Source organism: Vibrio sp. A8-1 (assembly GCF_013048685.1).
Taxonomy (GTDB): domain Bacteria; phylum Pseudomonadota; class Gammaproteobacteria; order Enterobacterales; family Vibrionaceae; genus Vibrio; species Vibrio metschnikovii.
The window spans coordinates 1-20,008 of the sequence record NZ_VHTC01000045.1; the positions used below are offsets into that span (position 1 = coordinate 1).

20 protein-coding genes and 1 pseudogene are annotated in these 20,008 nt (G+C 44.8%); 3 read left to right on the forward strand and 18 right to left on the reverse strand.

The features are described 5' to 3' along the window. Positions 1 to 582 precede the first annotated feature (582 nt). From FKN93_RS15690 to FKN93_RS15720, 7 genes are all read right to left on the reverse strand, one after another. Positions 583 to 828, reverse strand: a complete 246-nt coding sequence (locus FKN93_RS15690; protein ID WP_170905571.1) for a hypothetical protein — start codon at positions 826 to 828, stop codon at positions 583 to 585. A gap of 101 nt (positions 829 to 929) precedes the next feature. After that, a complete protein-coding gene (gene trbL / locus FKN93_RS15695; protein WP_170905573.1) occupies positions 930 to 2,021 on the reverse strand; it encodes a P-type conjugative transfer protein TrbL in 1,092 nt (363 codons plus the stop codon). A gap of 193 nt (positions 2,022 to 2,214) precedes the next feature. Further along, on the reverse strand, positions 2,215 to 2,991 hold the full coding sequence (gene trbJ / locus FKN93_RS15700) for a P-type conjugative transfer protein TrbJ (RefSeq protein ID WP_170905575.1): 777 nt from the start codon (positions 2,989 to 2,991) through the stop codon (positions 2,215 to 2,217). Between the two features lie 29 nt (positions 2,992 to 3,020). Then, positions 3,021 to 4,793, reverse strand: coding sequence for a TraI/MobA(P) family conjugative relaxase (gene traI / locus FKN93_RS15705; protein WP_170905577.1), 1,773 nt, complete (start codon positions 4,791 to 4,793; stop codon positions 3,021 to 3,023). A gap of 5 nt (positions 4,794 to 4,798) precedes the next feature. Then, positions 4,799 to 5,161, reverse strand: a complete 363-nt coding sequence (gene traJ, locus FKN93_RS15710) for a conjugal transfer transcriptional regulator TraJ (RefSeq protein ID WP_170905579.1) — start codon at positions 5,159 to 5,161, stop codon at positions 4,799 to 4,801. Between the two features lie 343 nt (positions 5,162 to 5,504). Then, positions 5,505 to 5,849, reverse strand: coding sequence for a TraK family protein (locus tag FKN93_RS15715; protein WP_170905581.1), 345 nt, complete (start codon positions 5,847 to 5,849; stop codon positions 5,505 to 5,507). Between the two features lies 1 nt (position 5,850). Next, entirely contained in the window at positions 5,851 to 6,090 is a 240-nt protein-coding gene (locus FKN93_RS15720) for a DNA-binding protein (RefSeq protein ID WP_170905582.1), read from the reverse strand. A gap of 562 nt (positions 6,091 to 6,652) precedes the next feature. On the opposite strand from FKN93_RS15720, the pseudogene FKN93_RS15725 reads away from it, so the two are divergent. Together FKN93_RS15725 and FKN93_RS15730 are read left to right on the forward strand one after the other, a co-directional pair. After that, positions 6,653 to 7,159: pseudogene (locus FKN93_RS15725) on the forward strand (winged helix-turn-helix domain-containing protein); the annotation flags it as partial. Between the two features lie 41 nt (positions 7,160 to 7,200). Next, positions 7,201 to 8,118 (forward strand): reverse transcriptase domain-containing protein, encoded by a 918-nt coding sequence (locus FKN93_RS15730; RefSeq protein WP_346009394.1) that lies wholly within the window; start codon positions 7,201 to 7,203, stop codon positions 8,116 to 8,118. A gap of 126 nt (positions 8,119 to 8,244) precedes the next feature. Here FKN93_RS15730 and FKN93_RS15735 read toward each other — a convergent pair whose 3' ends face one another. The 11 genes from FKN93_RS15735 to FKN93_RS15785 all read right to left on the reverse strand — a co-directional run bounded on the left by FKN93_RS15735 (position 8,245) and on the right by FKN93_RS15785 (position 19,515). Continuing rightward, a complete protein-coding gene (locus tag FKN93_RS15735; RefSeq protein ID WP_248419339.1) occupies positions 8,245 to 8,685 on the reverse strand; it encodes a DUF411 domain-containing protein in 441 nt (146 codons plus the stop codon). A gap of 19 nt (positions 8,686 to 8,704) precedes the next feature. After that, on the reverse strand, positions 8,705 to 9,265 hold the full coding sequence (locus tag FKN93_RS15740; protein ID WP_139302168.1) for a hypothetical protein: 561 nt from the start codon (positions 9,263 to 9,265) through the stop codon (positions 8,705 to 8,707). A gap of 18 nt (positions 9,266 to 9,283) precedes the next feature. Then, complete coding sequence (locus FKN93_RS15745) at positions 9,284 to 9,808, reverse strand: cupredoxin family protein (RefSeq protein WP_170905584.1); 525 nt, start codon at positions 9,806 to 9,808, stop codon at positions 9,284 to 9,286. Positions 9,809 to 9,875: 67 nt separating this feature from the next. After that, positions 9,876 to 13,001, reverse strand: coding sequence for an efflux RND transporter permease subunit (locus FKN93_RS15750; protein WP_170905586.1), 3,126 nt, complete (start codon positions 12,999 to 13,001; stop codon positions 9,876 to 9,878). After that, positions 13,001 to 14,710, reverse strand: coding sequence for an efflux RND transporter periplasmic adaptor subunit (locus FKN93_RS15755; protein ID WP_078925054.1), 1,710 nt, complete (start codon positions 14,708 to 14,710; stop codon positions 13,001 to 13,003). Before FKN93_RS15755 ends, FKN93_RS15750 begins: the two co-directional genes overlap by 1 nt. Positions 14,711 to 14,723: 13 nt before the next feature. After that, positions 14,724 to 16,043 carry a TolC family protein gene (locus tag FKN93_RS15760; RefSeq protein WP_249374205.1) on the reverse strand — a complete coding sequence of 440 codons (1,320 nt, stop codon included), beginning with the start codon at positions 16,041 to 16,043 and terminating at the stop codon, positions 14,724 to 14,726. Between the two features lie 164 nt (positions 16,044 to 16,207). Continuing rightward, the gene (locus FKN93_RS15765) at positions 16,208 to 16,633 is read right to left on the reverse strand and encodes a hypothetical protein (protein WP_170905590.1); all 426 of its coding nucleotides are present in this window, start codon (positions 16,631 to 16,633) and stop codon (positions 16,208 to 16,210) included. Between the two features lie 77 nt (positions 16,634 to 16,710). Continuing rightward, complete coding sequence (locus FKN93_RS15770; protein ID WP_170905592.1) at positions 16,711 to 18,030, reverse strand: heavy metal sensor histidine kinase; 1,320 nt, start codon at positions 18,028 to 18,030, stop codon at positions 16,711 to 16,713. Beyond that, the gene (locus tag FKN93_RS15775) at positions 18,027 to 18,710 is read right to left on the reverse strand and encodes a heavy metal response regulator transcription factor (RefSeq protein WP_054963217.1); all 684 of its coding nucleotides are present in this window, start codon (positions 18,708 to 18,710) and stop codon (positions 18,027 to 18,029) included. Before FKN93_RS15775 ends, FKN93_RS15770 begins: the two co-directional genes overlap by 4 nt. Before the next feature lie 30 nt (positions 18,711 to 18,740). Next, positions 18,741 to 19,082 (reverse strand): P-II family nitrogen regulator, encoded by a 342-nt coding sequence (locus tag FKN93_RS15780; protein WP_054963218.1) that lies wholly within the window; start codon positions 19,080 to 19,082, stop codon positions 18,741 to 18,743. A 52-nt stretch (positions 19,083 to 19,134) separates the two neighbouring features. Beyond that, on the reverse strand, positions 19,135 to 19,515 hold the full coding sequence (locus FKN93_RS15785) for a DUF3316 domain-containing protein (RefSeq protein ID WP_054963219.1): 381 nt from the start codon (positions 19,513 to 19,515) through the stop codon (positions 19,135 to 19,137). Between the two features lie 233 nt (positions 19,516 to 19,748). Between FKN93_RS15785 and FKN93_RS15790 the strand changes: the two genes are divergently transcribed. Then, the coding region (locus tag FKN93_RS15790; RefSeq protein WP_170905594.1) for a transposase at positions 19,749 to 20,008 on the forward strand (260 nt) is incomplete at its 3' end.

The window sequence follows — 20,008 nt, forward strand, 5'->3', positions numbered from 1 at the left end:
TGTCAGTTCTGAGTGAAATCATCACGTCAGTCGTTGAGAAGAAACCGTACCCGAACGTTTTTGATCTATAAACTGCACATGCTTCTTCAGGCATGGTAAGTCAAGATACCTCGGTGAACGCTTACGTCTTTGGGACTCCAATGCGGAATGTTGCCCAATCCATATAACTGATTAGAACCGTTAAGACCCGAAACGCTCTGACTCTTACGCGGCGCTGCATATCTCTGTGAGGGCTAATCAGTGAATTTAGAGACCTGAGAACAAAGGGTTTGTCCTGAAAGTGCTTCAGCTTGTCTATCAAGCGGCGAGTAGCCTCTGGCACGCTACTTTGTTTTACTACTCGCAGAACTACACGTACTTCAGAGGAATAGCCTTTGATTGCTGTCGGTGTTGTCTTAGTGTTCTTGCGTGACATGATATCAGTCCTCACAAGATACATTGGATAGGGTGAAATTTAAGCACTTTAACTCTGTGTGAGGTGCTCTATAATGTTTTATTGTCATGTTATACCTCTCAGGAAGGTTAATGTGAAAATGCGGGCCGGTGTTGCGAGCACCGGCCTGTGTGTCTTGATTATTTGCGTTACTTGAACGGCCAACCTCTGGTTTTGTTGGTTTGCTTATTCAACGACATCATTCCTCGATATGCCTTATCGGCCACTTTGTTTTGAATCCCTTCCAGCACGTCCGCTAAGCGATAAAGCTGCTTACTGTACTTGGTGGTATGTGCCCACTGACCAGCAAAATAAAACGCCAGCATTACCAGGAACATGACCGCGAAAAACGCGCCAAAGTCGGTCCAGTTTTGAGGTGGAAAATGTAGTTCCATGCTTGTTCTCCTATGTGCCTAATGGTGAAATCCTGGAGATCTGTTCTCTCAGAACTTCGGTGTGTGATTCTTTAGCCAACAGTCTACCGGCCAGTGAAAACTCAATTCGACTCACGCCCCATACCTGCGGCTCTGGCAAACGGTGTGTCACCTGTACCTGGTTCTTCGGACTTGGCAGAATCGCTGCCAATTGAGCCTGTCATTATGTCGGCCATCTCTGAGTTGGTCGCCGACTTAAATGCGGCTTGAAGGGCGGATGCGCCCCCGGCAGTGCTCATAACCGCACCAGCCGCCATTCCCCCGGTGGTCATTGCGGCCCCGGCCATTGCTCCGGCACTGATGTTGCCCGAACTGGCGGCGGCCCCTGCGCCAGGGATGAGACCGGCAACGATATTGGGAACGGAGTGGATCAGTAGCACCAGGACCAACGCAACAATGAAAATAACCAGTAGCTCTCGCATGGGAGCGTCGTCAGATAGGTTGATCAGGAATGAATCCATAATGGACATCGCAATGCCGATCATGAGAGTCATCGTCATGAGTTTTAACGCCAGGCCAAGGACGTTACGGAAATAGTTAATAGCGATATCGGATGTCCAGCGTGAGCCGCCAAAACCAAGGACAAAGATTCCTGCATAACAAAGTACCCAGGCCGACACCAAGGCCACTAATACGTTGGCAGAAACGATCGTCATACAAACGACAATCAGCAGGGTGATGATAAAGATCGCCAGGCTGTCGAAGGGGCTGGAAAAACTGTAGGCATTGCCTGATTTAGCCACAATATCCAGCGCGATACTGATTGGCTCAGATGGCGTCAGTTCACGCGGTAACCCCGCAGCTTCTGCGCCAATGATTCTCAGTGAATCGATGATGGACGTGGCAAATTCAGGACCATTGCGTAGCAGCCACAGAAAGAAGCCGAAGGTCATTATGAAGCGGATAAACTCGGCAAAGAATTCCCTGATATCCGCTTGACGGAGGAGGAGGGTTCCTCCGGTCCAAACCAGAGAGATAGTACCAAGCAGCCAGAACAGCCAACTGGCGTAGTTAGTCATCACGCCTGCCCAGGTACTGGCGACCATCATGAACTGTAATGCGACATCATCCAGCACACCGTTGTTATCAATGGCAGCATGGGCGGTCACCGAAGGGATAATCAAGCCCAAAGGTAATAACTGACGAACCTTCATGATCAGAACCTCTTATTTTGGCTGCGATCGGTAGGGTCACTCATGTTCCAAAAGCAGTTGGCTTGTTGTTTTTCGGCTTTGGTCAGGTTCGGTGAGTCGCAATCGATATCTTTGATGTCTTGTGATTGGTCACAGCCAAGCAGAAGCAATGACGTAAGCAGGCACAAAGCGATAGGTGAAGTGATTTTCATACTTAAAACCCTCTGTTTTGGGAACGGTCGGTTGGCGAACCAAAATCAAAAAGTGCTTCGTGGGCCGCTTGTTGCAGTGCCTCTTTATCGGCGTCTGCCTGCATCCGAGCGCCTACAGCGTTTTGCTGAGCAATCAATAAACTGCGGATTTGCAGCAGTTGGTTGGCCTGGTTACTGGCAAGCTGGTTGGCATAACCGATAGCGGCCATCTGACCATCAGCTCCCTGAGCGGCTGACTGCAATCGCTGAAGCTGACGGGCATCGGTTTGTAAGTTGTCCTGCTGGAGTGCCAAATTGTTGAATAACGCGTCGTTGGCTTTTTTCTGAGATTCAGAGGCCAAGCGACGGTTTTGGATCATGGCAGTCCTTTCCGTTTCACTGCATCCTGACGAGGAAAAGCAAGGTGAACTGCGGTAGTAGGCCACATCCTGAAATTTGGCTAGATACTCGTCCAGACTGCCGAGCTGATTCTGATAGTAGGCGAGTGTATTGGTCGCCTGAGTCAGATCATGAATCGTGGATTGAGCCTGGTCCCAGATGTAGGAAGCCGGAGCCATAGTGTTTTGCAGCATGTTTTCATATTGCTGCAATTGGGACTGATACTGCTGGATTTGTTTGGCGGTCTGCGTCACGGCTTCCATTGCTGAAATGATGTTTTGTTGCAGGTTAACGCCATCGGCCACCGGTATACCGGACCAAACAGGGCTAGCGTGTGCCATTATCCCGCCGAGTGCTAAAAGACGAATTTTAGCCGCTAAAATTTTTGTGCTGATTTTCATCGTGTATTCCTTACTGACGTTTAAGTGGTTTATCGACTTCTGCTCTTCTTGGCTTGTTTCTGTTTTTTCTGAGCCATTTCAGCGCGAAGTTGCGCTTTGCGTTGTTCCAGCGCCGATGGCCTTTGCTCCTGAGGTTTGTCAAAACGCATGACATCAAGCTGAGCAAGAGTGCTGAGCGTGTTGAGCCTGATGCCAGGCGGCGCTTTGCCAATCGGTGGAACACCACGGCGTTGAGCCTTAGCCGGTGTGGCCTGATGATTGGCAGACAGCAGTGCGAGTCGGCGTTGTTCCAGACCTGTATCGCTGAAAGTGAGGGGCAGGCCGGTGTCTGCCGCTGCGCGGATCACGCGAGCTTTAAATTCCGGAGAACCATTGACACTGATTTGATTGCCATAACGCTCCAGGGCTATTTTTAGCGCCTGAGTTATCGCTTCGGAGTCGGATTGAGTTGAAACCTGAAGGCGCTGACCATCGTCACGGACCGCGCCATTTTTGGAGCGAAACAGAACGGTGCCGGTTTTGGTGATTGAATCGATCACACTGCCGTGGTCTTTTCGTGTCTGTCCGTTTCCCTGGAGCGTGTTGCCATTCAGTGCCTGAGCTGCTTCTCGCGCTCGCAACGCGGCTAATGCTGTTTGGTCGCCGTGTTGCGCTTGGTGTTTCAGCCAATCGACCCAGGTGCGCTTGCTGTGAGTTTGATAAACCTGTTGGCGTTCTTGTCGGTATTGTTTATGAATAGCGGCCAAGCCGCTTTGCAGTGCCTGACTCGCCTGGGAATACAGTACGCGTTTGGTAAATCGACGGCTGCCAGTCAGCTTGATGGCGGCGCGGCGAACCTTGTTGTTATTTTTGGCGTTGATGATTTGCTGGTTTTTCTTGTGGCGAAGCTGCTCTAAAGCGGTGGCCTTATGAGTTGCGAGAGCCTTTTGCTCACGCTGATAGCGTGCATACAGTTCGCTGGTATCGATGCGTGTTTTTAGCGGTTGCTTTTGGTAATTGCGCTGCGCGGCTTGGCCGGAGCGATTGCTATCGAACTGAGCCGATTGGAAAACGCCGAATCGAGCTTCTAACTTGGGTTTTGAAAGATCTCGGGCAACGGTACTGGCTTTGACCGTGATGCCATTGTTAGCCGAGAAAACCAAGCCATTACCTTTGGCCGATAGCGTTAGGCCATTTGCGCGGCAGGTATCGTGCAGTTCAGCCCAGGTCTGGGCGGCTTTAATCTCCTCTAAACACTCACGTTTAATCCAACCGGCCAGGCTTTCAATGCCAGAGTGTCGCTCCATGTCAGCCGCGCGCGCAGCGTTGTGAGTTTGCTGCGGTGTGTGATTGTCCTGCTGGAGTCCAAACGCTTTTTCTAACTGCTCACATTGTTCGGCCAAGGTTCGATAAGCAGCATACGGTTCATGCATGGTGTGTCGAGTTGGGTGAATCTTATTGATGGCAACATGGATATGCAGGTTGTCCGTGTCGTTGTGCACGGCGCTGATACGTTGATGACCGTTAAATCCAAGGCTGTCACACACACGATTTTCAATCTCTGAAAGCACGTCCTGAGCAAGCTGTTCTCCGGCTCGGAAGCTGATGATCAGGTGATAGGTTTTATCGTTCTTGGCCCGGGTGTTTGACTGCTGAGTGGCAAGCACTTCGCTGATTGCGTCCCGGACGGAATCGGCATGGCAGTTCGTCAGCTTCACGAGCCCCAAGCGGTGCTCTTTGCTTTGAGCATCGGTGAGGTAATTGATTAAGCCGGCAAAATCAGATTTGTGCGTGGAACGCATCGGAATGTGTTTAACAATCATGACTATCACCTTTGGCGCAGGACCGATTCCATGATGGTGCTCATCTGATCTTTGGTGGTATCAATTCGGTTCAGCACGGCTTTAATGGTTGGCACACCGATTTGCGCTGCTTTAACATCATTGGTCAGCCAGAGTTTGAGTAAACCGCCAAGGCGGCCAAGATCGCCATTGACCTTAACCAGTTCTCGCACCTGCTGTGCATCAACGACGCTTTTCACTTGGCGTCCCTGACCAATTCTGCGCAGGTAAGTGGATACGCTCAGCCCGGCTTGTTTGGCGTTGGCTTCAATCTGTTCACGCTCTTCCGGCAGGCAATAGACTTTGATTGGCGTCGTATTCTTCCTGGTGACTTTCTCTGCATGACTCATGTGTTGTCTCCGTCTCGAACCGTCGGTTACTGACTCGGCCCCGCAGGGCAGGATTACCGTTGAGCGCGCTGGCGCGAATAAGGGAAGTGAAGTGGTAAACGCCGACTTGTCGGGGGGACCACTTCACCTATCCTGCCCGCAATATCACCCGCAACTGTGTTTTGGATACCGCAGGTATGCTGCGCTGCTGTAGCGCAATTGCGCGTAAACCAGCCCAAAAGCAGGCAAAAACACGAACAAACCACATCAATACCAGCGAAAAACACACAAAGTTGTGTCGGCGTTGCGTGTTGGTAGCGTCGTGACTGCGAGTTGACAGCGGGTAAACAGCGTGGCTGCGTATTCATATCAAGTCCTGCTTATTTGGCTTGGCATCAAACGAAAATCCGCTGACCTTGCGAGAAACGTTCTGCTTTTCTTCCTCTGGCTTATTGGTTGTGCAGGGCTTGGGGGGCGTCGTGATGTACTGCTTTACGTAGCGCAGAAACGTTTCATAGCGGAACGAGATATATTTCTGCTCCGTTAGGTACTCCCAAATGGTTTTGAGGTTATATCCGGCCTCAATGCTTTCCTCGACGAAGGGTTGAACGCCAAGGAAGGTTGCAAGGACTTCCTGCTTGGTGGGGGGGCGAGTATTGGGCTGGCGCTGAATAATCCAGGCTTGCAGCTCTTTGACGTAATCCGACATCTCAAGCCTCCATATTGTCCGGAGTGGCTTGGTCAATTAAGTTGGCTATATCGGAGACTTTGAAATAAACCCGTCTGCCAATTTTGAGTCGATTGGGTTTCAGCTTGTTGGCTAAATCGCAGTTAGTGCGAAGAGTAATTCTCAATCCTTCAGGACTGCGATGCAGGATCTCTGCAACCTGGGTAAACGAAAGCAGCGGAGAATTGCCATATTTTTCAAATATCCATTGTTCTGTAGTCATGCAGAGTTCCTTATACAAACTAATTGCATTTCTATTCTTGTTTGTTATCAGTTTTTAAAACAGGGGGCATTATTTATACTTACAAGCCCCCCGTTTAAATTTATCGGGTATTTTCATTTCGGAAAATAAAGTAAGCTTTGTTATATTAAGCTAGAGTTCAAAATATTATTTGTCAACAGTTTTTTGCTCTATTTCTCAGAGGGATATATAATTTCGATATATCGAATTATATACATTTTTTTGGCGATTTTAGCCGCTAAAATTTATAAGAGGTTACTGGTGTTTTTGATGTGCATGTATGATACGAACCTTTAGTAACAACGATATTTCGATATATCGGTGTTACTAAAGGTAAATATACATCATGGTATAATAGAGTTTTTGGTAAAAATGGTTGTTATTGAGTGAGTGTTATTTAAGTTGATATTATAATCCATTGCTTGTTTAAAGGTTTTTTATAAGTGGTCATATTAAAACCCAGAAATTTAATAACGCAGTTATCTATACTCGTGATCATTGAAGATGCTTGATTTTTCATAAAATCAGGATCATGCTACGCACCATGAAAATAATACTGACTCCTCAACATAAACTGCAACTCGAACAAATGCACGATTCAACTCGTGATGGTCGAGTGCGTGACCGCATCAAAGCGATTTTACTCGCGTCAGAAGGTTGGAGTCAGGCTATGATTTCACAAGCCCTTCGTATTCATGAATCGACCGTTGCACGTCACCTTAGCGACTACGTTCTTTCTGAAAAACTTAAACCTGAGAATGGCGGAAGCCAAAGCAAGCTTTCTGCTACTCAAACCATGCATCTAATCGAGCATTTGACTGAGATAACCTATTCTCACACTCATCAAATTGTCGCTTACGTTAAAGAGACATTTGGACTTGATTATACCGTTTCTGGTATGAACAAATGGCTTCACCACAATGGCTTTAGCTACAAGCAACCGAAAGGCGTTCCACATAAGTTTGATGAAGCAAAACAGCAAGCCTTCATAGAGGCTTATGAAGCTCTAAAAGCAAGCTGTGGCAAGGATGAATCGATCATCTTTATCGATTTCGTTCCATTGGGCTTCAGACCCCGAGAAAGATAAACTGGGTGCTTGATTTAGATATAACCAAGTTCTTTGATACTGTAGAACATGATTGGTTGATCCAGTTCTTAGAGCACAGAGTCGCAGATAAACCATTGCTCAAAATTATTACCAAATGGTTAAAAGTAGGGTACGTTGATGAACATAACCAGCGAATTAAATCGCTCCTCGGGACTCCTCAAGGATCGGTGATCTCACCATTGTTGGCAAATGTTTATCTTCATTATACTTTTGATCTTTGGCTGAACCGAGAACGGCATCGAAGTGCAACTGGCGATGTCATCATGGTTAGGTACGCTGACGATGCTGTTATCGGTTTTCAGCATAAAAATGATGCAAATGCGTGTTTAGAGGGGTTGAAAAGACGCCTCTCTCAATTTGGCTTATCCGTTCATCCGGACAAAACCAAGTTGATACATTTTGGACGATTCGCTTTTGAAGACTTTAAAAGAGGGAAAGTTCAAAGACCAGGAACCTTTGATTTCCTTGGATTCACACATTACTGTGACCTGACTAAGAGCCGAAAGGCCATAATGATCAAGCGGAAGACAATCAAAAAGCGACTTATCAGTAAGATAAAATGGGTCAGACAGGAGCTAAAGAAAAGGCTTCACTTACCGCCGTGGAAGGTTGGAAAGTGGCTGAATCAGATTATTCGAGGGCACATCAACTATTATGGTGTCCCAATGAATGGTCGCTCCCTAAATCTGTTTATTACAGAGATCACTAATGCATGGCTAAAGCAACTGCGAAGGCGTAGCCAGCGTCATAAAATGACATGGTCACGTTTTAGGAAATTAGTTGATTACTGGATCCCCAAAGCAAGAATTGTCCACCCTTATCCTGAGCAGCGATTTGACGTTAGACCCAAGGTAGGAGCCGTATGCGTTAGTAGCGCACGTACGGATCTGTGCGGGGGGTAGCGGGTGACCGCTATTCCTACCGCGACCGGAATGATGGGGGCTCGTTTCAGTTAGTGTAAGTGCTGCTTTTAATTAAATAAAAGAGCTCCTCTCTTACCTCAAGAGCCCAAAATGCTTAATCGACTTTTAGTACTTATTGTACAGCTTCATGTGACCTGTCTTGTCAAAAGACACCACATTAAAGCCTTTGTACTCTTGCCCTGGTCGTGCCATTCCCGGCGAATGCTGCGGCATACCAGGAGCCGCAATTCCTGAAATATTTTCAAGTCTCTCCTCAAGCAAACGTTTGATATCAGACTCAGGAACATGCCCTTCAATCATATAGCCACCAATGACAGCTGTATGGCAGGACATCAGTTGATTAGGCATACCAAACTCTTGTTTGACATCACTCCAATCATGAGCATGGTTAACATTCACTTCATAGCCTTTCTTCTCCATAATTGCAGCCCATTCCTTGCAGCAACCACAAGTAGGCGATTTATAAAGCTCAATAACAGGCTTAGCAAAGACGTTAAAACTCAAAATCAAAGATGAAAGTGCAATAAGTCTCAAATTTTTACTCATAAAGTTACCTAACCAAAATCTATTTTACGTTAATACTGACGGCTTCATCGCCATAACTCAGCTCATATACTCCCTTTTCAGGAAGCCACTCAAAGTACTGAGTTTCATACGGCTCTACACGCAGTGTTAAATGTTTACCAGCCAAAGGGGAGAGATCAATTGACATCGACTCAAACATTTTATTTAGTACCACCAACTGACTCTTCTTGCCGCTATCTATAGAAACTGAGAGTAGCGCCCCCTTGGTACCTTCATACATCCAATCCACTAATTGAAACGTTCCAAGATACTCCATGTATTCTGCTAGATTTATCTTATCTTGTTCACTTAGTGCGTCGCCTAAAAGCTTCATTGTTTGTTCATGCTCTAGGCTGTATTTCAGGTCATTTAAGGAGTTACCTCTGATATTCCCACCAACGTTACCTCCCCCTTGACCATAAAGCCCATGACACGCAATACATCCATATCCCCCTACAGTACGAAAAGTCGACTCACCGGCTGAAATTGAGCCTTCCGACGCATAGGAGAATAAGCTCACACTAAACATCCCCACTAGCATGAATGAACGCTTTAACATCATCAGATTCCTTTATAGCGCCTATAAACTCACTTTTTTAATCATGCCTGCTTCTGCATGCCCTGGAATATTGCATGCAAATTCAACCTTGCTATCCCCGTGGAAGTGCCAAAACAACTGCTTAGCTTTACCCGGTTTTACTGTAACTGCATTCCCAGAATCATGCATATGATGAGGCATTTTCTTCATCATTTCTCGATGTTCAAGTTGCTCTTTCGCTGAACCAATAGTGAACTCGTGATCAATCTTGCCAGCATTCATAACCACAAATTGAACTACATCATTCGGTTCAATTTGTACTTCTTTTTTGAACTTGATTGTCATGTCATCTGCCAACACAACATGGACCACTTTATCTGGCTTTGCACCTGTTGCTGGCATACCAACATCCAACATTCCCTCCATATTCATCATAGAGTGATCCATTTTTGAATGGTCCATATCTCCATTATTCATATTACTGTGGTCCATCTTTGAATGATCCATCTCTGCCATAGCTGACGCTGCTGTCATTGAAAGTAATACGGCTAGTAGTGTCTTTTTCATGGTTATATTCCTTACTATTTCATTAATAAGTTTACGGGCTAAGTTCGTTCTTAGCCCGTATGTGTGTTTAGTGGTGTTTGAGTTCGCGTATTTTCCAAAGCTTGAAAATCGCAGGAATAACGAGAAGTGTTAGTAACAGAGCTGAGGCCATGCCACCAATCATCGGTGCTGCGATACGCTGCATTACCTCAGAGCCAGTGCCCTCACCGTACATGATTGGGATAAGACCGATGATCACCGTAAGTACCGTCATCATTACCGGACGAACACGTAATCCAGCTCCCTCTCGAATCGAGCTACTCAAATCATCTACATTCAGTGATTTGCTCTGTTCTTGGGCATCCAGTTTGGTGTAGTGCCATGCTTGGTTGAGATACACCAACATGATGACCCCGATCTCGACGGCAACCCCAGCCAAAGCAATAAAGCCAACGCCCACCGCGATAGATAAATTGTAGCCAAGGTAATACATCAACCACAGCCCCCCAACCATGGCTAACGGTAGAGTTAGCATGATGATCATCACTTCACCAATACGGCGGAAACTCAAGTAAAGCAAAAGCATAATGATGGCAATCGTAATAGGCACCACGACAACTAAGCGCTCTTTCGCTCGCTCCATGTACTCATATTGGCCTGACCAAGCAAGTGAATAGCCAGCTGGCATATCAAGTTGTTTTGCAACCGCCTGCTTTGCCTCTTCAACGTAAGAGCCTAAGTCTCTGCCATCAATATCAACAAACACCCAACCATTTGGACGAGCATTCTCTGTTTTAATCATTGGTGGACCATCTTCATAGCGAATATCGGCAACATCACCTAAAGCAATTCTAGCGCCACTTGGGGTAACCAATGGTAATTGCTGTAGCTTAACGACTGAATCACGATAGCCTTGAGGGTAGCGAACATTAATTGGGTAACGCTCGAGGCCTTCAATCGTTTCACCAATGTTCATGCCACCTACTGCGGTAGAAACAACTTGTTGGATCTCCTTAATGCTAAGAGCGTAGCGAGCTGCAGCTTTGCGATTGATATCAATAGTCACATAGCGACCACCAGCAACACGCTCTGCATATACAGATGCAGTGCCTGTAATGTTGTTTAGGATAGGTTCAAGTTGAGCACCTATTTTCTCAATTTCAGCTAAATCACTTCCAGCTATTTTTATTCCAATTGGAGTTTTGATACCGGTTGACAACATATCGATGCGCGTCTTTATAGGCATCACCCATGCGTTAGTTAAACCAGGAAATTGAATCAAGTCATCAAACTCTTTTCGTAGCGACTCAGTTGTCACGCCCTCACGCCACTGATCACGCGGTTTAAGCTGAATAACGGTTTCAATCATAGTTAAGGGAGCAGGGTCTGTCGCAGTGTCAGCACGACCGACTTTACCCCATGTTGTCTGTACTTCGGGTACCGTCTTAATTAGCTTGTTTGTCTGCTGAAGCAACTCTCGCGCTTTACCAATAGAAATACCTGGATAGGTGGTTGGCATATACATCAAGTCACCCTCATCAAGAGGAGGAATAAACTCACTACCGAGCTTCATTGTTGGATAATAAGCAGACCCCATAAGAGCAATAGCCAATACAATCATGCTTTTCGGGTGCTTGAGACTAATATTCAGTAAGGGCTTGTAAAGGGCAATTAGACCTTTATTAATAGGGTTCTTGTTCTCTGGTAATATTTTACCGCGAACAAGATATCCCATGAGCACCGGCACTAACGTAATAGCAAGGCCGGCTGCTGCCGCCATTGCATAAGTTTTAGTAAAGGCGAGTGGCGAGAACATCTTGCCTTCTTGACCTTCCAATGCGAATACAGGAACAAAACTTAGCGTGATGATCAGTAGCGCGAAGAACAGCGGTGCACCAACCTCTTGCGCCGCATCACCAATCACTTGCCATCGGTTTTTGTCAGTCAATGGAGTCCGTTCAATGTGCTTATGTACGTTTTCTATCATAACGATAGCACCGTCTACCATTGCACCTATCGCGATTGCAATCCCTCCTAGCGACATGATATTGGCGTTGATACCTTGCCAATGCATGACAATAAAGGCTCCTAAAATACCGACAGGGAGACTCAATGCGATAACGAGCGAAGACCGAATATGGAATAGGAACAACGCACATACAATAGCGACAACAATGAACTCTTCTGCAAGCTTTTTCCAAAGGTTCTCAACCGCTGCATTGATTAACGTAGAACGATCGTAAGTAGCCACTATCTCAACACCATCAGGCAAGCTACCCTGAAGCTCGTTTAGCTTATCCTTAACATTATTGATCACTTCGCTCGCGTTTTCTCCAAAACGCATGACAATTACGCCACCTACGACTTCGCCCTCTCCATTTAATTCAGAGATTCCTCGTCTCATCTGTGGTCCGAGGTCAATATCAGCAACGTCACCTAATAATAGGGGGGTTCCTTTTTTGCTTACCTTGAGTGGAAGCGCTTTAATGTCATCAATACTAGACAAGTAACCAGTGGTTCGAACCATGTGCTCAGCTTCAGCAACTTCTACTACAGACGCGCCACTTTCTTGGTTACCATTTTGAATAGCCATATTGACTTGTTGTAAGGTAAGGTCATATGCGCGTAATTTAGCTGGATCAATTTGTACTTGGTACTGTTTAACCATACCGCCAACAGTTGCAACCTCAGACACCCCATCAACAGTTTGCAGCTCATATTTCAAGAACCAATCTTGTAAGCTACGCAGTTCAGCAAGGTCATGCTTTCCAGTTTTATCTTGCAATACATAATTATAAATCCAGCCCACACCTGTCGCATCTGGACCCAGTGTTGGCTTAGCGCTTGGGGGAAGGTTTGGCGCAACTTGACTTAAATATTCAAGCACTCGCGAACGTGCCCAATACATGTCTGTTTTGTCATTGAAGATGATATACACATAGGAATCACCAAAGAACGAATATCCACGAACAGTTTCAGCGCCAGGAACCGCAAGCATCGCCGTTGTCAGAGGATACGTAACTTGGTCTTCCACCACTTGGGGTGCCTGACCCGGGTAACTTGTTTTTATGATCACTTGCACATCTGATAAATCAGGTAAGGCATCTACAGGAGTGTTTTTTACGCTATAAAGCCCACCAAATACGAGGGCAAAAGTGGCTACCAACACTAAGAAGCGATTGTTGATAGACCAGCGAATAATGGCACCTATCATTACTTATCCTCACTTTTAACTAACTCTTTGAGAAGATAATCGGATCCTTGTTTCTCAACTAGAAACCGAACTTTGTCACCCTCCTGAAAACCTGAGAGTTCAAAGTCACCACCGACTGAAAAGTTGAGCTCACCAGCATCCCATGACCAATCGGCTACAGGAAGATGATTTAGTGTCACCATACCAAAATCTGCCATTAGCATAGAAATATTACCGTCTACCCATAACTCTGTATCTATGCTCAGCTCTTTCACTTTGTAATCAACTACTTCATATTGACCCGATTCAGATTTTTGCATTTCAAAATCAATCGTTTGACCTTTTGAAAGTTGGTCCATTTCAACGTTCTCTGATACCATAAAATTCATGGTCATTCTTGGCCAGTCCCACTCAGGAACAGGTTTATGATTAATAGTTAGCATTCTATGCCCAGCCATTACGTCTGTAATTTCGCCGGTTGCCCACGCCGTTTCAGCAGTTGGTTCGACACCATTGATTCTTGATAGGTCGGCAGACTGGCTTGATTCAGAGTCCAACATGAAGTGCGCTGAAGTAACAACTCGCTCCCCTTGTTGCAATCCTTTTAGAACCTCAATCTTGTCAGCGGACTCACGACCAACTTCAATTCTGGCAGAGCGATATTTTCCATCTCCCTCAGCCAGAACCACGCGAGTCATACCGCCAGAGCGGATGACTGAGGAACGTGGAATGGTTAACACTTCATCACTTGATACCGGTTTTAGCGCGACGTTAGCGAACATATTCGGCTTAAGTTCACCTTGTGGGTTATCGAATCGAAGGCGGACACGCAATGTACGCGTACTAGGGTCAAGAATGGGATAAACATAATCCACTTCACCATTCCATTCTCCACCTGGTAAGGCATCCAATGTCATAGATGCTTGACTGCCTTGTTTAATCCAATGTGATTGACGTTCAAAGACTTCTGCATCTACCCATACTTGATTCAAAGGACCTGCGCTGATCACCGCTTGAGCTGGAGAAAGGTAGCCACCTTCACGAATATTGAGGCTTGCAATAACGCCGTCTGCCGGTGCTTTAATTTCAATGGATTGTGACGCTTTACCTCGACGGGCGATGGATTTAATTTGATTGCGGTCAACCCCCAAAGTGATCAAACGATCGGTAGCACCTTGTATCATTCCTTTACGTTGGGTCTTATAGGCACTGATCAGTTCTTCTTGTGCTTTTACAAGCTCTGGGGAATACAGAGTGAACAGCGTGTCACCTTGATTCACTTTTTCACCAACGGCATTGATATAAAGCTTTTCAACCCAACCCGATACTCGAACATTGGTCTGCCAAAGTTGACTCTCATCAAAGGCGACATAGCCGACAGTTTCGATGCGTGGTGCAAGGACCTCTTGCTTTACGGTATCTGTTTTTACACCGAGGTTATTTTCAACCGCAGGATCGATTTTTACTGTTCCTGGCTTGTCGTTACTACCATTGAGGTCATCAGCATACACAGGAATAAGATCCATCCCCATAGGCGACTTTCCCGGTTTATCTCGCTGATAGTTTGGGTCCATCGGTGCGACCCAATACAGTGGTTCATCACTTGATTTAGACTCAGAAGCTGTCATTCCAACCATGTTATAGTTCATGCCTGAAAGGTAAATATTCGCTCCATAACCCAATGCGCTGCCGATCAGTAACGCTAGGCTTGCAACTTTAAATGTACTCATCTTGATTCCTTTATTATTGTTCATTGTACTGAGTGTTTGGCGCAGAAACTTGATATTCGAAACCACCAAGTAACATGGATAACTTGCTATTGACCTGGTTCATATCGGTTATTAGGCGAGCAAGCTCCATTTGAAGAGCCAATTCATCGGTTGATGCAGTAATGACATCACCAAACTGAGCAGTATTGTTCTGATAACCGCGCTCTATCGCTTCAATGCGGGCTTTGGACTGAGGTAATAAGCGCTCTTGGTAGCGCTGAATGCGTTCAATGAGATTCATTCTGTCCGTCATTAATGCGTTTACTTGGGCGTTCATTTGAGCGAGCAGCGTATCTTTTTGATATTGCGCTGCGCCCACTTGGTATTGAGCGGCCGCTACATTTTTATCTTGGCGGTTATCAGTGAACAAAGGGATATCCATAGTAAGATAGGCACTCAGCAAATCTGAAGCTGGTTCACCTTTCATGTTGTCAGATTGACGGTAGGCATACATCACTTCGACACCAAATTGTGGTTTATAAGATTGTTCAGCAACCTCAACTTGGGTGCGATTAGCAGAAATGTTGGCGTCAGCCATTTGCGCCATAGGATGTTGATTAAGCAGCATGTAGTACTGGGTGTCACTCGTTTGCTGATCTAAAAGCGCATTCAAATGCGACCAGTCTAATTGATAGCCAGCCTGATTCGAGTCAATAGAACGACGATTCAACCACTCTGAACCTAGCCATTCCGATAACTGGGCAACGACTCGATTTTGCATTTGTTGATTCGATTGCAGTTTTTCGTCGAGCTTATTGACTTGAAGTTGGGTGTTAAGCAGGTCTTGCGCTTCGCTCTTACCAATTGAGTAATTGGTTTGAATATACTGCTCCATCTCTACCATGAGACGTTGATTAGATTCAATCAACGTTTCTGCGTATTGAAGGTAGCCCAGCTCCAACCATAGTTGAGTAATACTATTCGCCACTTCACGTTCACGAACTTGAACCTGATACGCCATACCATCGGCCTGTTGATTCGCTTTACGTTGGTTAAGATCTAACGTTGCACCCCGTTCAAACTGTTGCATTAATCCAACAGAAATGTTCGTCATAGGATCTTCGTCAAACTTAAATGAATCCACAGGTAAACCGCCAAAGCCCACCTTAAGTTTTGGATCCATGAGAGTCGAGCTTGCAACGCCCGTTTCACGCATCGCCTGTGACTGCGCAGCATATTGAGAGCGACTCGTATCATTTGCTAGAGCCGCTTCAATTAGGGCATTCAACTGCTGCGTCGAAGCCGCGATAGTTTGTGGAGTCGCGTTCGACCCCGAATGTGACAGGGCAGGCATTGCATAAAGTGCAATTGCAACCACAAGACTCAGGGATTTAAATGCCCTGAAGCCGTTTAATTCAATACTCATTGTTGTTTATCCACTATAAAACGATATGGACATACCTCAACCTCTGCCTTCCAGCAGAAAGAATTGAGAGCTAAATAGCTATGATAGTTGAATTAAACAGAGGGTGGACGCAGTAAGCTCTGAATACGAGTTACTGTAACGCCTATTTTGATTGGGTGACGCAGGGCTACTAAATCAGATTCAGATGTACTGATTAAGCGAGAAGATGAGAGTGGAAAAAATACGCTAGTACACACACTTTTATAACAGTCCCCACCAGAGGTAGATGAACCATCGCAATGAGTAGAACTATCGCTCTTTGTCATCTCTATATCTATCGGTGGGCAGCCTATCATCGCATGATGACTTGCTGTTGCCTCAGACATTCCCATCGAGCCATGGTGAGAACGTTGGGTTTGAATTGAAGAGGACGATATTGCACTCATATCCATCATTGGCATACTCGAGACGTAGCTCGACATCAACATCGCTAAGATGCTGATAATCAAAATACTTGTTTGTCTCAAAGAGTCTGTCATATCGTACCTTTTCACTACGCGTTCATAATACATTATAAGAACTGATGAACAATAGTGATATTTCAAATTTATTGGTGTTAAAGATTATTGAAAATAAAGACGAATTCAGTTCGCTCATCCTTCGCATTTACTAAGATATCTCCGTGATGTGCTTTCATGATAGCCTTAGCTATAGGAAGTCCTAATCCAGCCCCAACATTTCCATTATGGGCACGCGACTTATCTGAACGATAGAACCGTTCAAATATATAGGGCAAAGAGCTCAAAGGTATAGGCTCACCAACATTGCTGATTATCACCTTGTTGCTCGTTTCTGATTCGGAGATTACTACCGATATATCCGTATTATGGAAGCAGTGCCTCAACGCATTAGACAACACATTACCAAATGCTCGTTGAAGCATATCTTTGTCACCGAACAGAGTCGAGGAACCATCTAGGGTAAATCGAACATTTTTTTCTTCTGCCAACACATCATAATATTCAAGCAAAGGGTTGATTACTTCTCTCAACTCTAACTCTGCCTCGGTCTTGTGCAGAAGCCTATTCTCTGATTTAGCTAGGTATAATGTATCTGAAATGGTCTTATTGAATCGCTCTAGCTCTTCGATGTTTGATACTAGAATGTCTTGATACTCTTCAACGGAGCGCTCTATACCAAGTGCCACTTGAGTCTGGGTCAAGATATTGTTCAACGGTGTTCTTAACTCATGAGCAATATCTGATGAAAACTCACTCAACCTGAGATAACCTTCTTGCAACCTCTCTAGCATTTCATTTTGAGAAATAATTAAGTTGCTTAACTCCTTTGGAAGTGAGTCACTTGGTATACGAATGCTGAGGTTGCTAGTATTCACTTGCTCGATATACTCTTTTAATTGTTTCAGTGGCTGTAACCCATTTCTAACAATGATTAATGCATAAGCACCCGATAAACTCAGTGTTAAAACTAATGTCCAAAATAGAATGGTATTTAGCTTGTCGAAAAACAGCTTGTGATGAGTCACATTCATTGCGAGCACGATCGCACCGTTTTCTACCTCAGGATAATCGAACTTAAAAGCATGAAAACGGTTGTTGCCTACACTCCATTCATATGAAGAGCTACCTATCAGCTCAGATGGAAGGTCAATAGCTTCATTGTTCGTTTGCACCACCTGTTGATTGTTTAATATCCAGGCTGAGATATCCCATGACTGGAACAAGTCTAGATCTCGCTCAACAGTACTTATTAAAGGAAGGAGTTTTGTTTCTAGGTGCCTATAGTCCTGCTCATTAAAATGGTTCTTGATAGCGTGTTGGATCGTTAAAGCAAACACGACTAAAACTACAAAAGAGGCTGTGACAAACATAAACACCAATTTGCGTGCAATTGATTGATTTAGTAATTTTTTCATTCTACGGCGTCATCAAGCTTGTACCCCATACCTCGCACGGTCTGGATAAGTTTGTTCTGATAAGGCTTGTCGATTTTCGTCCTCAATCTTTTCACTGCTGCATCAATGACATTCGTATCACTATCAAAGTTCATATCCCAAACAGCGGACGCTATCTGAGTGCGAGTGACAACTTGACCCCTCTTCGTAAATAAATATTCCAGCAAAGAAAACTCTTTTGCCGTCAGAGGGATCGTGTCATTGTTTCGAGTCGCCTTTCGTTTAAGTAAGTCGAGGCTCAAATCAGCAATACTTAGAACAGACTCAGTTTTGACCGTGGTAGTTTGGTGACGTAATGCATTTTTGACTCTTGCAAGCAATTCGACAAAGGCAAAAGGCTTAACAAGGTAGTCATTCGCTCCAAGTTCAAGTCCTTTCACTCGATCTTCAACCTGATCTTTAGCTGACAAAATAATGACAGGTGTAGATATTTCACTGCTGCGAAGTGTCTGCAATAACTGCCACCCATTCAACTTTGGTAGCATAATGTCTAAAACAATGAGATCATATTCATAAGTGGTCGCTAAGTACAACGCATCAACACCATCGGTAGATAGATCTACAGTGTAGCCTGATTCAATTAGGCCCTTTTTAAGATAAGCTCCAGCTTTCTCTTCATCTTCTACAACGAGTAATTTCATATAAGAAAAATGCCTTCATTTCCTTGGATGTTATACATCGAGCTTGTGATTATATGATGGGTTAGAAATTTGATTTTTCGTATTATTATCAAACAACAAAACGTTTTCTATGACAGACGTAACACCATTTCCTTCTTGTGACACACATAGAGTATCTAGTAATGCACCAACCAAACTCTGAGTATGGCTATGACCAATGAAAACATCTAGTTGGTAATGTGTATTTAAAGCATGGGTATCAATTAGGTTCGCATGACTTCCACGCCCTTGTACTTGATAAATCGTGAAGTTTCGCACCCCTTCCTCTGCGAGAACTGATTCAATATCCTCAAGCTTTTGTTCCTGAAATATTACCGAAATTTTATCAATCATAGTTGCTCCTTAGCTCCTAGAACAAATTGATGCTCTAGGAGCTCTGCTGAGATTAGTTGTTGCTATCTCGTTCTTGATAATGAACATTAAGATGTACTTTGGCTACATACTCTATCTGACCTTGATTATTCAATCTTTCCTGAACAGTTACATACCCTCCATCTTTCAGGTGAGTAGAATTTCGAGCACTACCATAAGTTCTTACAGGGACCAGAGCTGTACTTAAATCTCGCCCGCTCATATCCTCAAATTCTGACAGTTTTTCCAGCCCTAACGTGTATGCTTGCTGTTTAGAGCTCACGGCATCAATAGAGACAGTTTTATGATCAACTCGACTTACATAATTGCCACCGGAATACAATGGTTGTGCAAATGATGCGGCACTAGTAAGTATAATAGAGCTAGTTAATAGAGTTTTGACTAATAGATTCATTATTATTTCCTTCTCTGTTTGGATGCTCTTAGTTTATCTAAACCAGTGTGACCGTTTTCGGCACTCAAACATGACATTTTTGTCATATTAAGATTTAGGAGGTAGGTAATCAAAAAACTTTTCACCACAACAAAATCAAGCAACCCTATAAGCAGAGAAGTGGCCCCAATTTTCGGACATGACTTTAAGTGGTCGATCTGTTTTGATAGTACCCAACAATACAGGGACAGATTATGACTAGAAAACGTAGAAACCACTCTCCTGAGCTTAAAGCTAAGGTGGCTCTCGATGCCGCTAAAGGCGATAAAACCGTCGCTGAGCTAGCTCAGAAATATAACCTGCACGCTAACCAGATCTCAACATGGCAAAAGGAGCTGCTTGAAAACGCAGCCATGATTTTTGCCACCGAAAATCACTCAGGAAAAGAGAGTTCCGAAGAAGTGGACAAACTTCACGCCAAGATCGGTCAATTGACCATGGAAAATGATTTTTT

Bases quoted from the DNA above. Each gene is read 5' to 3' on its own strand.
- FKN93_RS15690 (WP_170905571.1), bottom strand. From the start codon at position 828: ATGGAACTACATTTTCCACCTCAAAACTGGACCGACTTTGGCGCGTTT.
- trbL (WP_170905573.1), bottom strand. From the start codon at position 2,021: ATGAAGGTTCGTCAGTTATTACCTTTGGGCTTGATTATCCCTTCGGTG.
- trbJ (WP_170905575.1), bottom strand. From the start codon at position 2,991: ATGAAAATCAGCACAAAAATTTTAGCGGCTAAAATTCGTCTTTTAGCA.
- traI (WP_170905577.1), bottom strand. From the start codon at position 4,793: ATGATTGTTAAACACATTCCGATGCGTTCCACGCACAAATCTGATTTT.
- traJ (WP_170905579.1), bottom strand. From the start codon at position 5,161: ATGAGTCATGCAGAGAAAGTCACCAGGAAGAATACGACGCCAATCAAA.
- FKN93_RS15715 (WP_170905581.1), bottom strand. From the start codon at position 5,849: ATGTCGGATTACGTCAAAGAGCTGCAAGCCTGGATTATTCAGCGCCAG.
- FKN93_RS15720 (WP_170905582.1), bottom strand. From the start codon at position 6,090: ATGACTACAGAACAATGGATATTTGAAAAATATGGCAATTCTCCGCTG.
- FKN93_RS15735 (WP_248419339.1), bottom strand. From the start codon at position 8,685: ATGAGTAAAAATTTGAGACTTATTGCACTTTCATCTTTGATTTTGAGT.
- FKN93_RS15740 (WP_139302168.1), bottom strand. From the start codon at position 9,265: ATGATGTTAAAGCGTTCATTCATGCTAGTGGGGATGTTTAGTGTGAGC.
- FKN93_RS15745 (WP_170905584.1), bottom strand. From the start codon at position 9,808: ATGAAAAAGACACTACTAGCCGTATTACTTTCAATGACAGCAGCGTCA.
- FKN93_RS15750 (WP_170905586.1), bottom strand. From the start codon at position 13,001: ATGATAGGTGCCATTATTCGCTGGTCTATCAACAATCGCTTCTTAGTG.
- FKN93_RS15755 (WP_078925054.1), bottom strand. From the start codon at position 14,710: ATGAGTACATTTAAAGTTGCAAGCCTAGCGTTACTGATCGGCAGCGCA.
- FKN93_RS15760 (WP_249374205.1), bottom strand. From the start codon at position 16,043: ATGCCTGCCCTGTCACATTCGGGGTCGAACGCGACTCCACAAACTATC.
- FKN93_RS15765 (WP_170905590.1), bottom strand. From the start codon at position 16,633: ATGACAGACTCTTTGAGACAAACAAGTATTTTGATTATCAGCATCTTA.
- FKN93_RS15770 (WP_170905592.1), bottom strand. From the start codon at position 18,030: ATGAAAAAATTACTAAATCAATCAATTGCACGCAAATTGGTGTTTATG.
- FKN93_RS15775 (WP_054963217.1), bottom strand. From the start codon at position 18,710: ATGAAATTACTCGTTGTAGAAGATGAAGAGAAAGCTGGAGCTTATCTT.
- FKN93_RS15780 (WP_054963218.1), bottom strand. From the start codon at position 19,082: ATGATTGATAAAATTTCGGTAATATTTCAGGAACAAAAGCTTGAGGAT.
- FKN93_RS15785 (WP_054963219.1), bottom strand. From the start codon at position 19,515: ATGAATCTATTAGTCAAAACTCTATTAACTAGCTCTATTATACTTACT.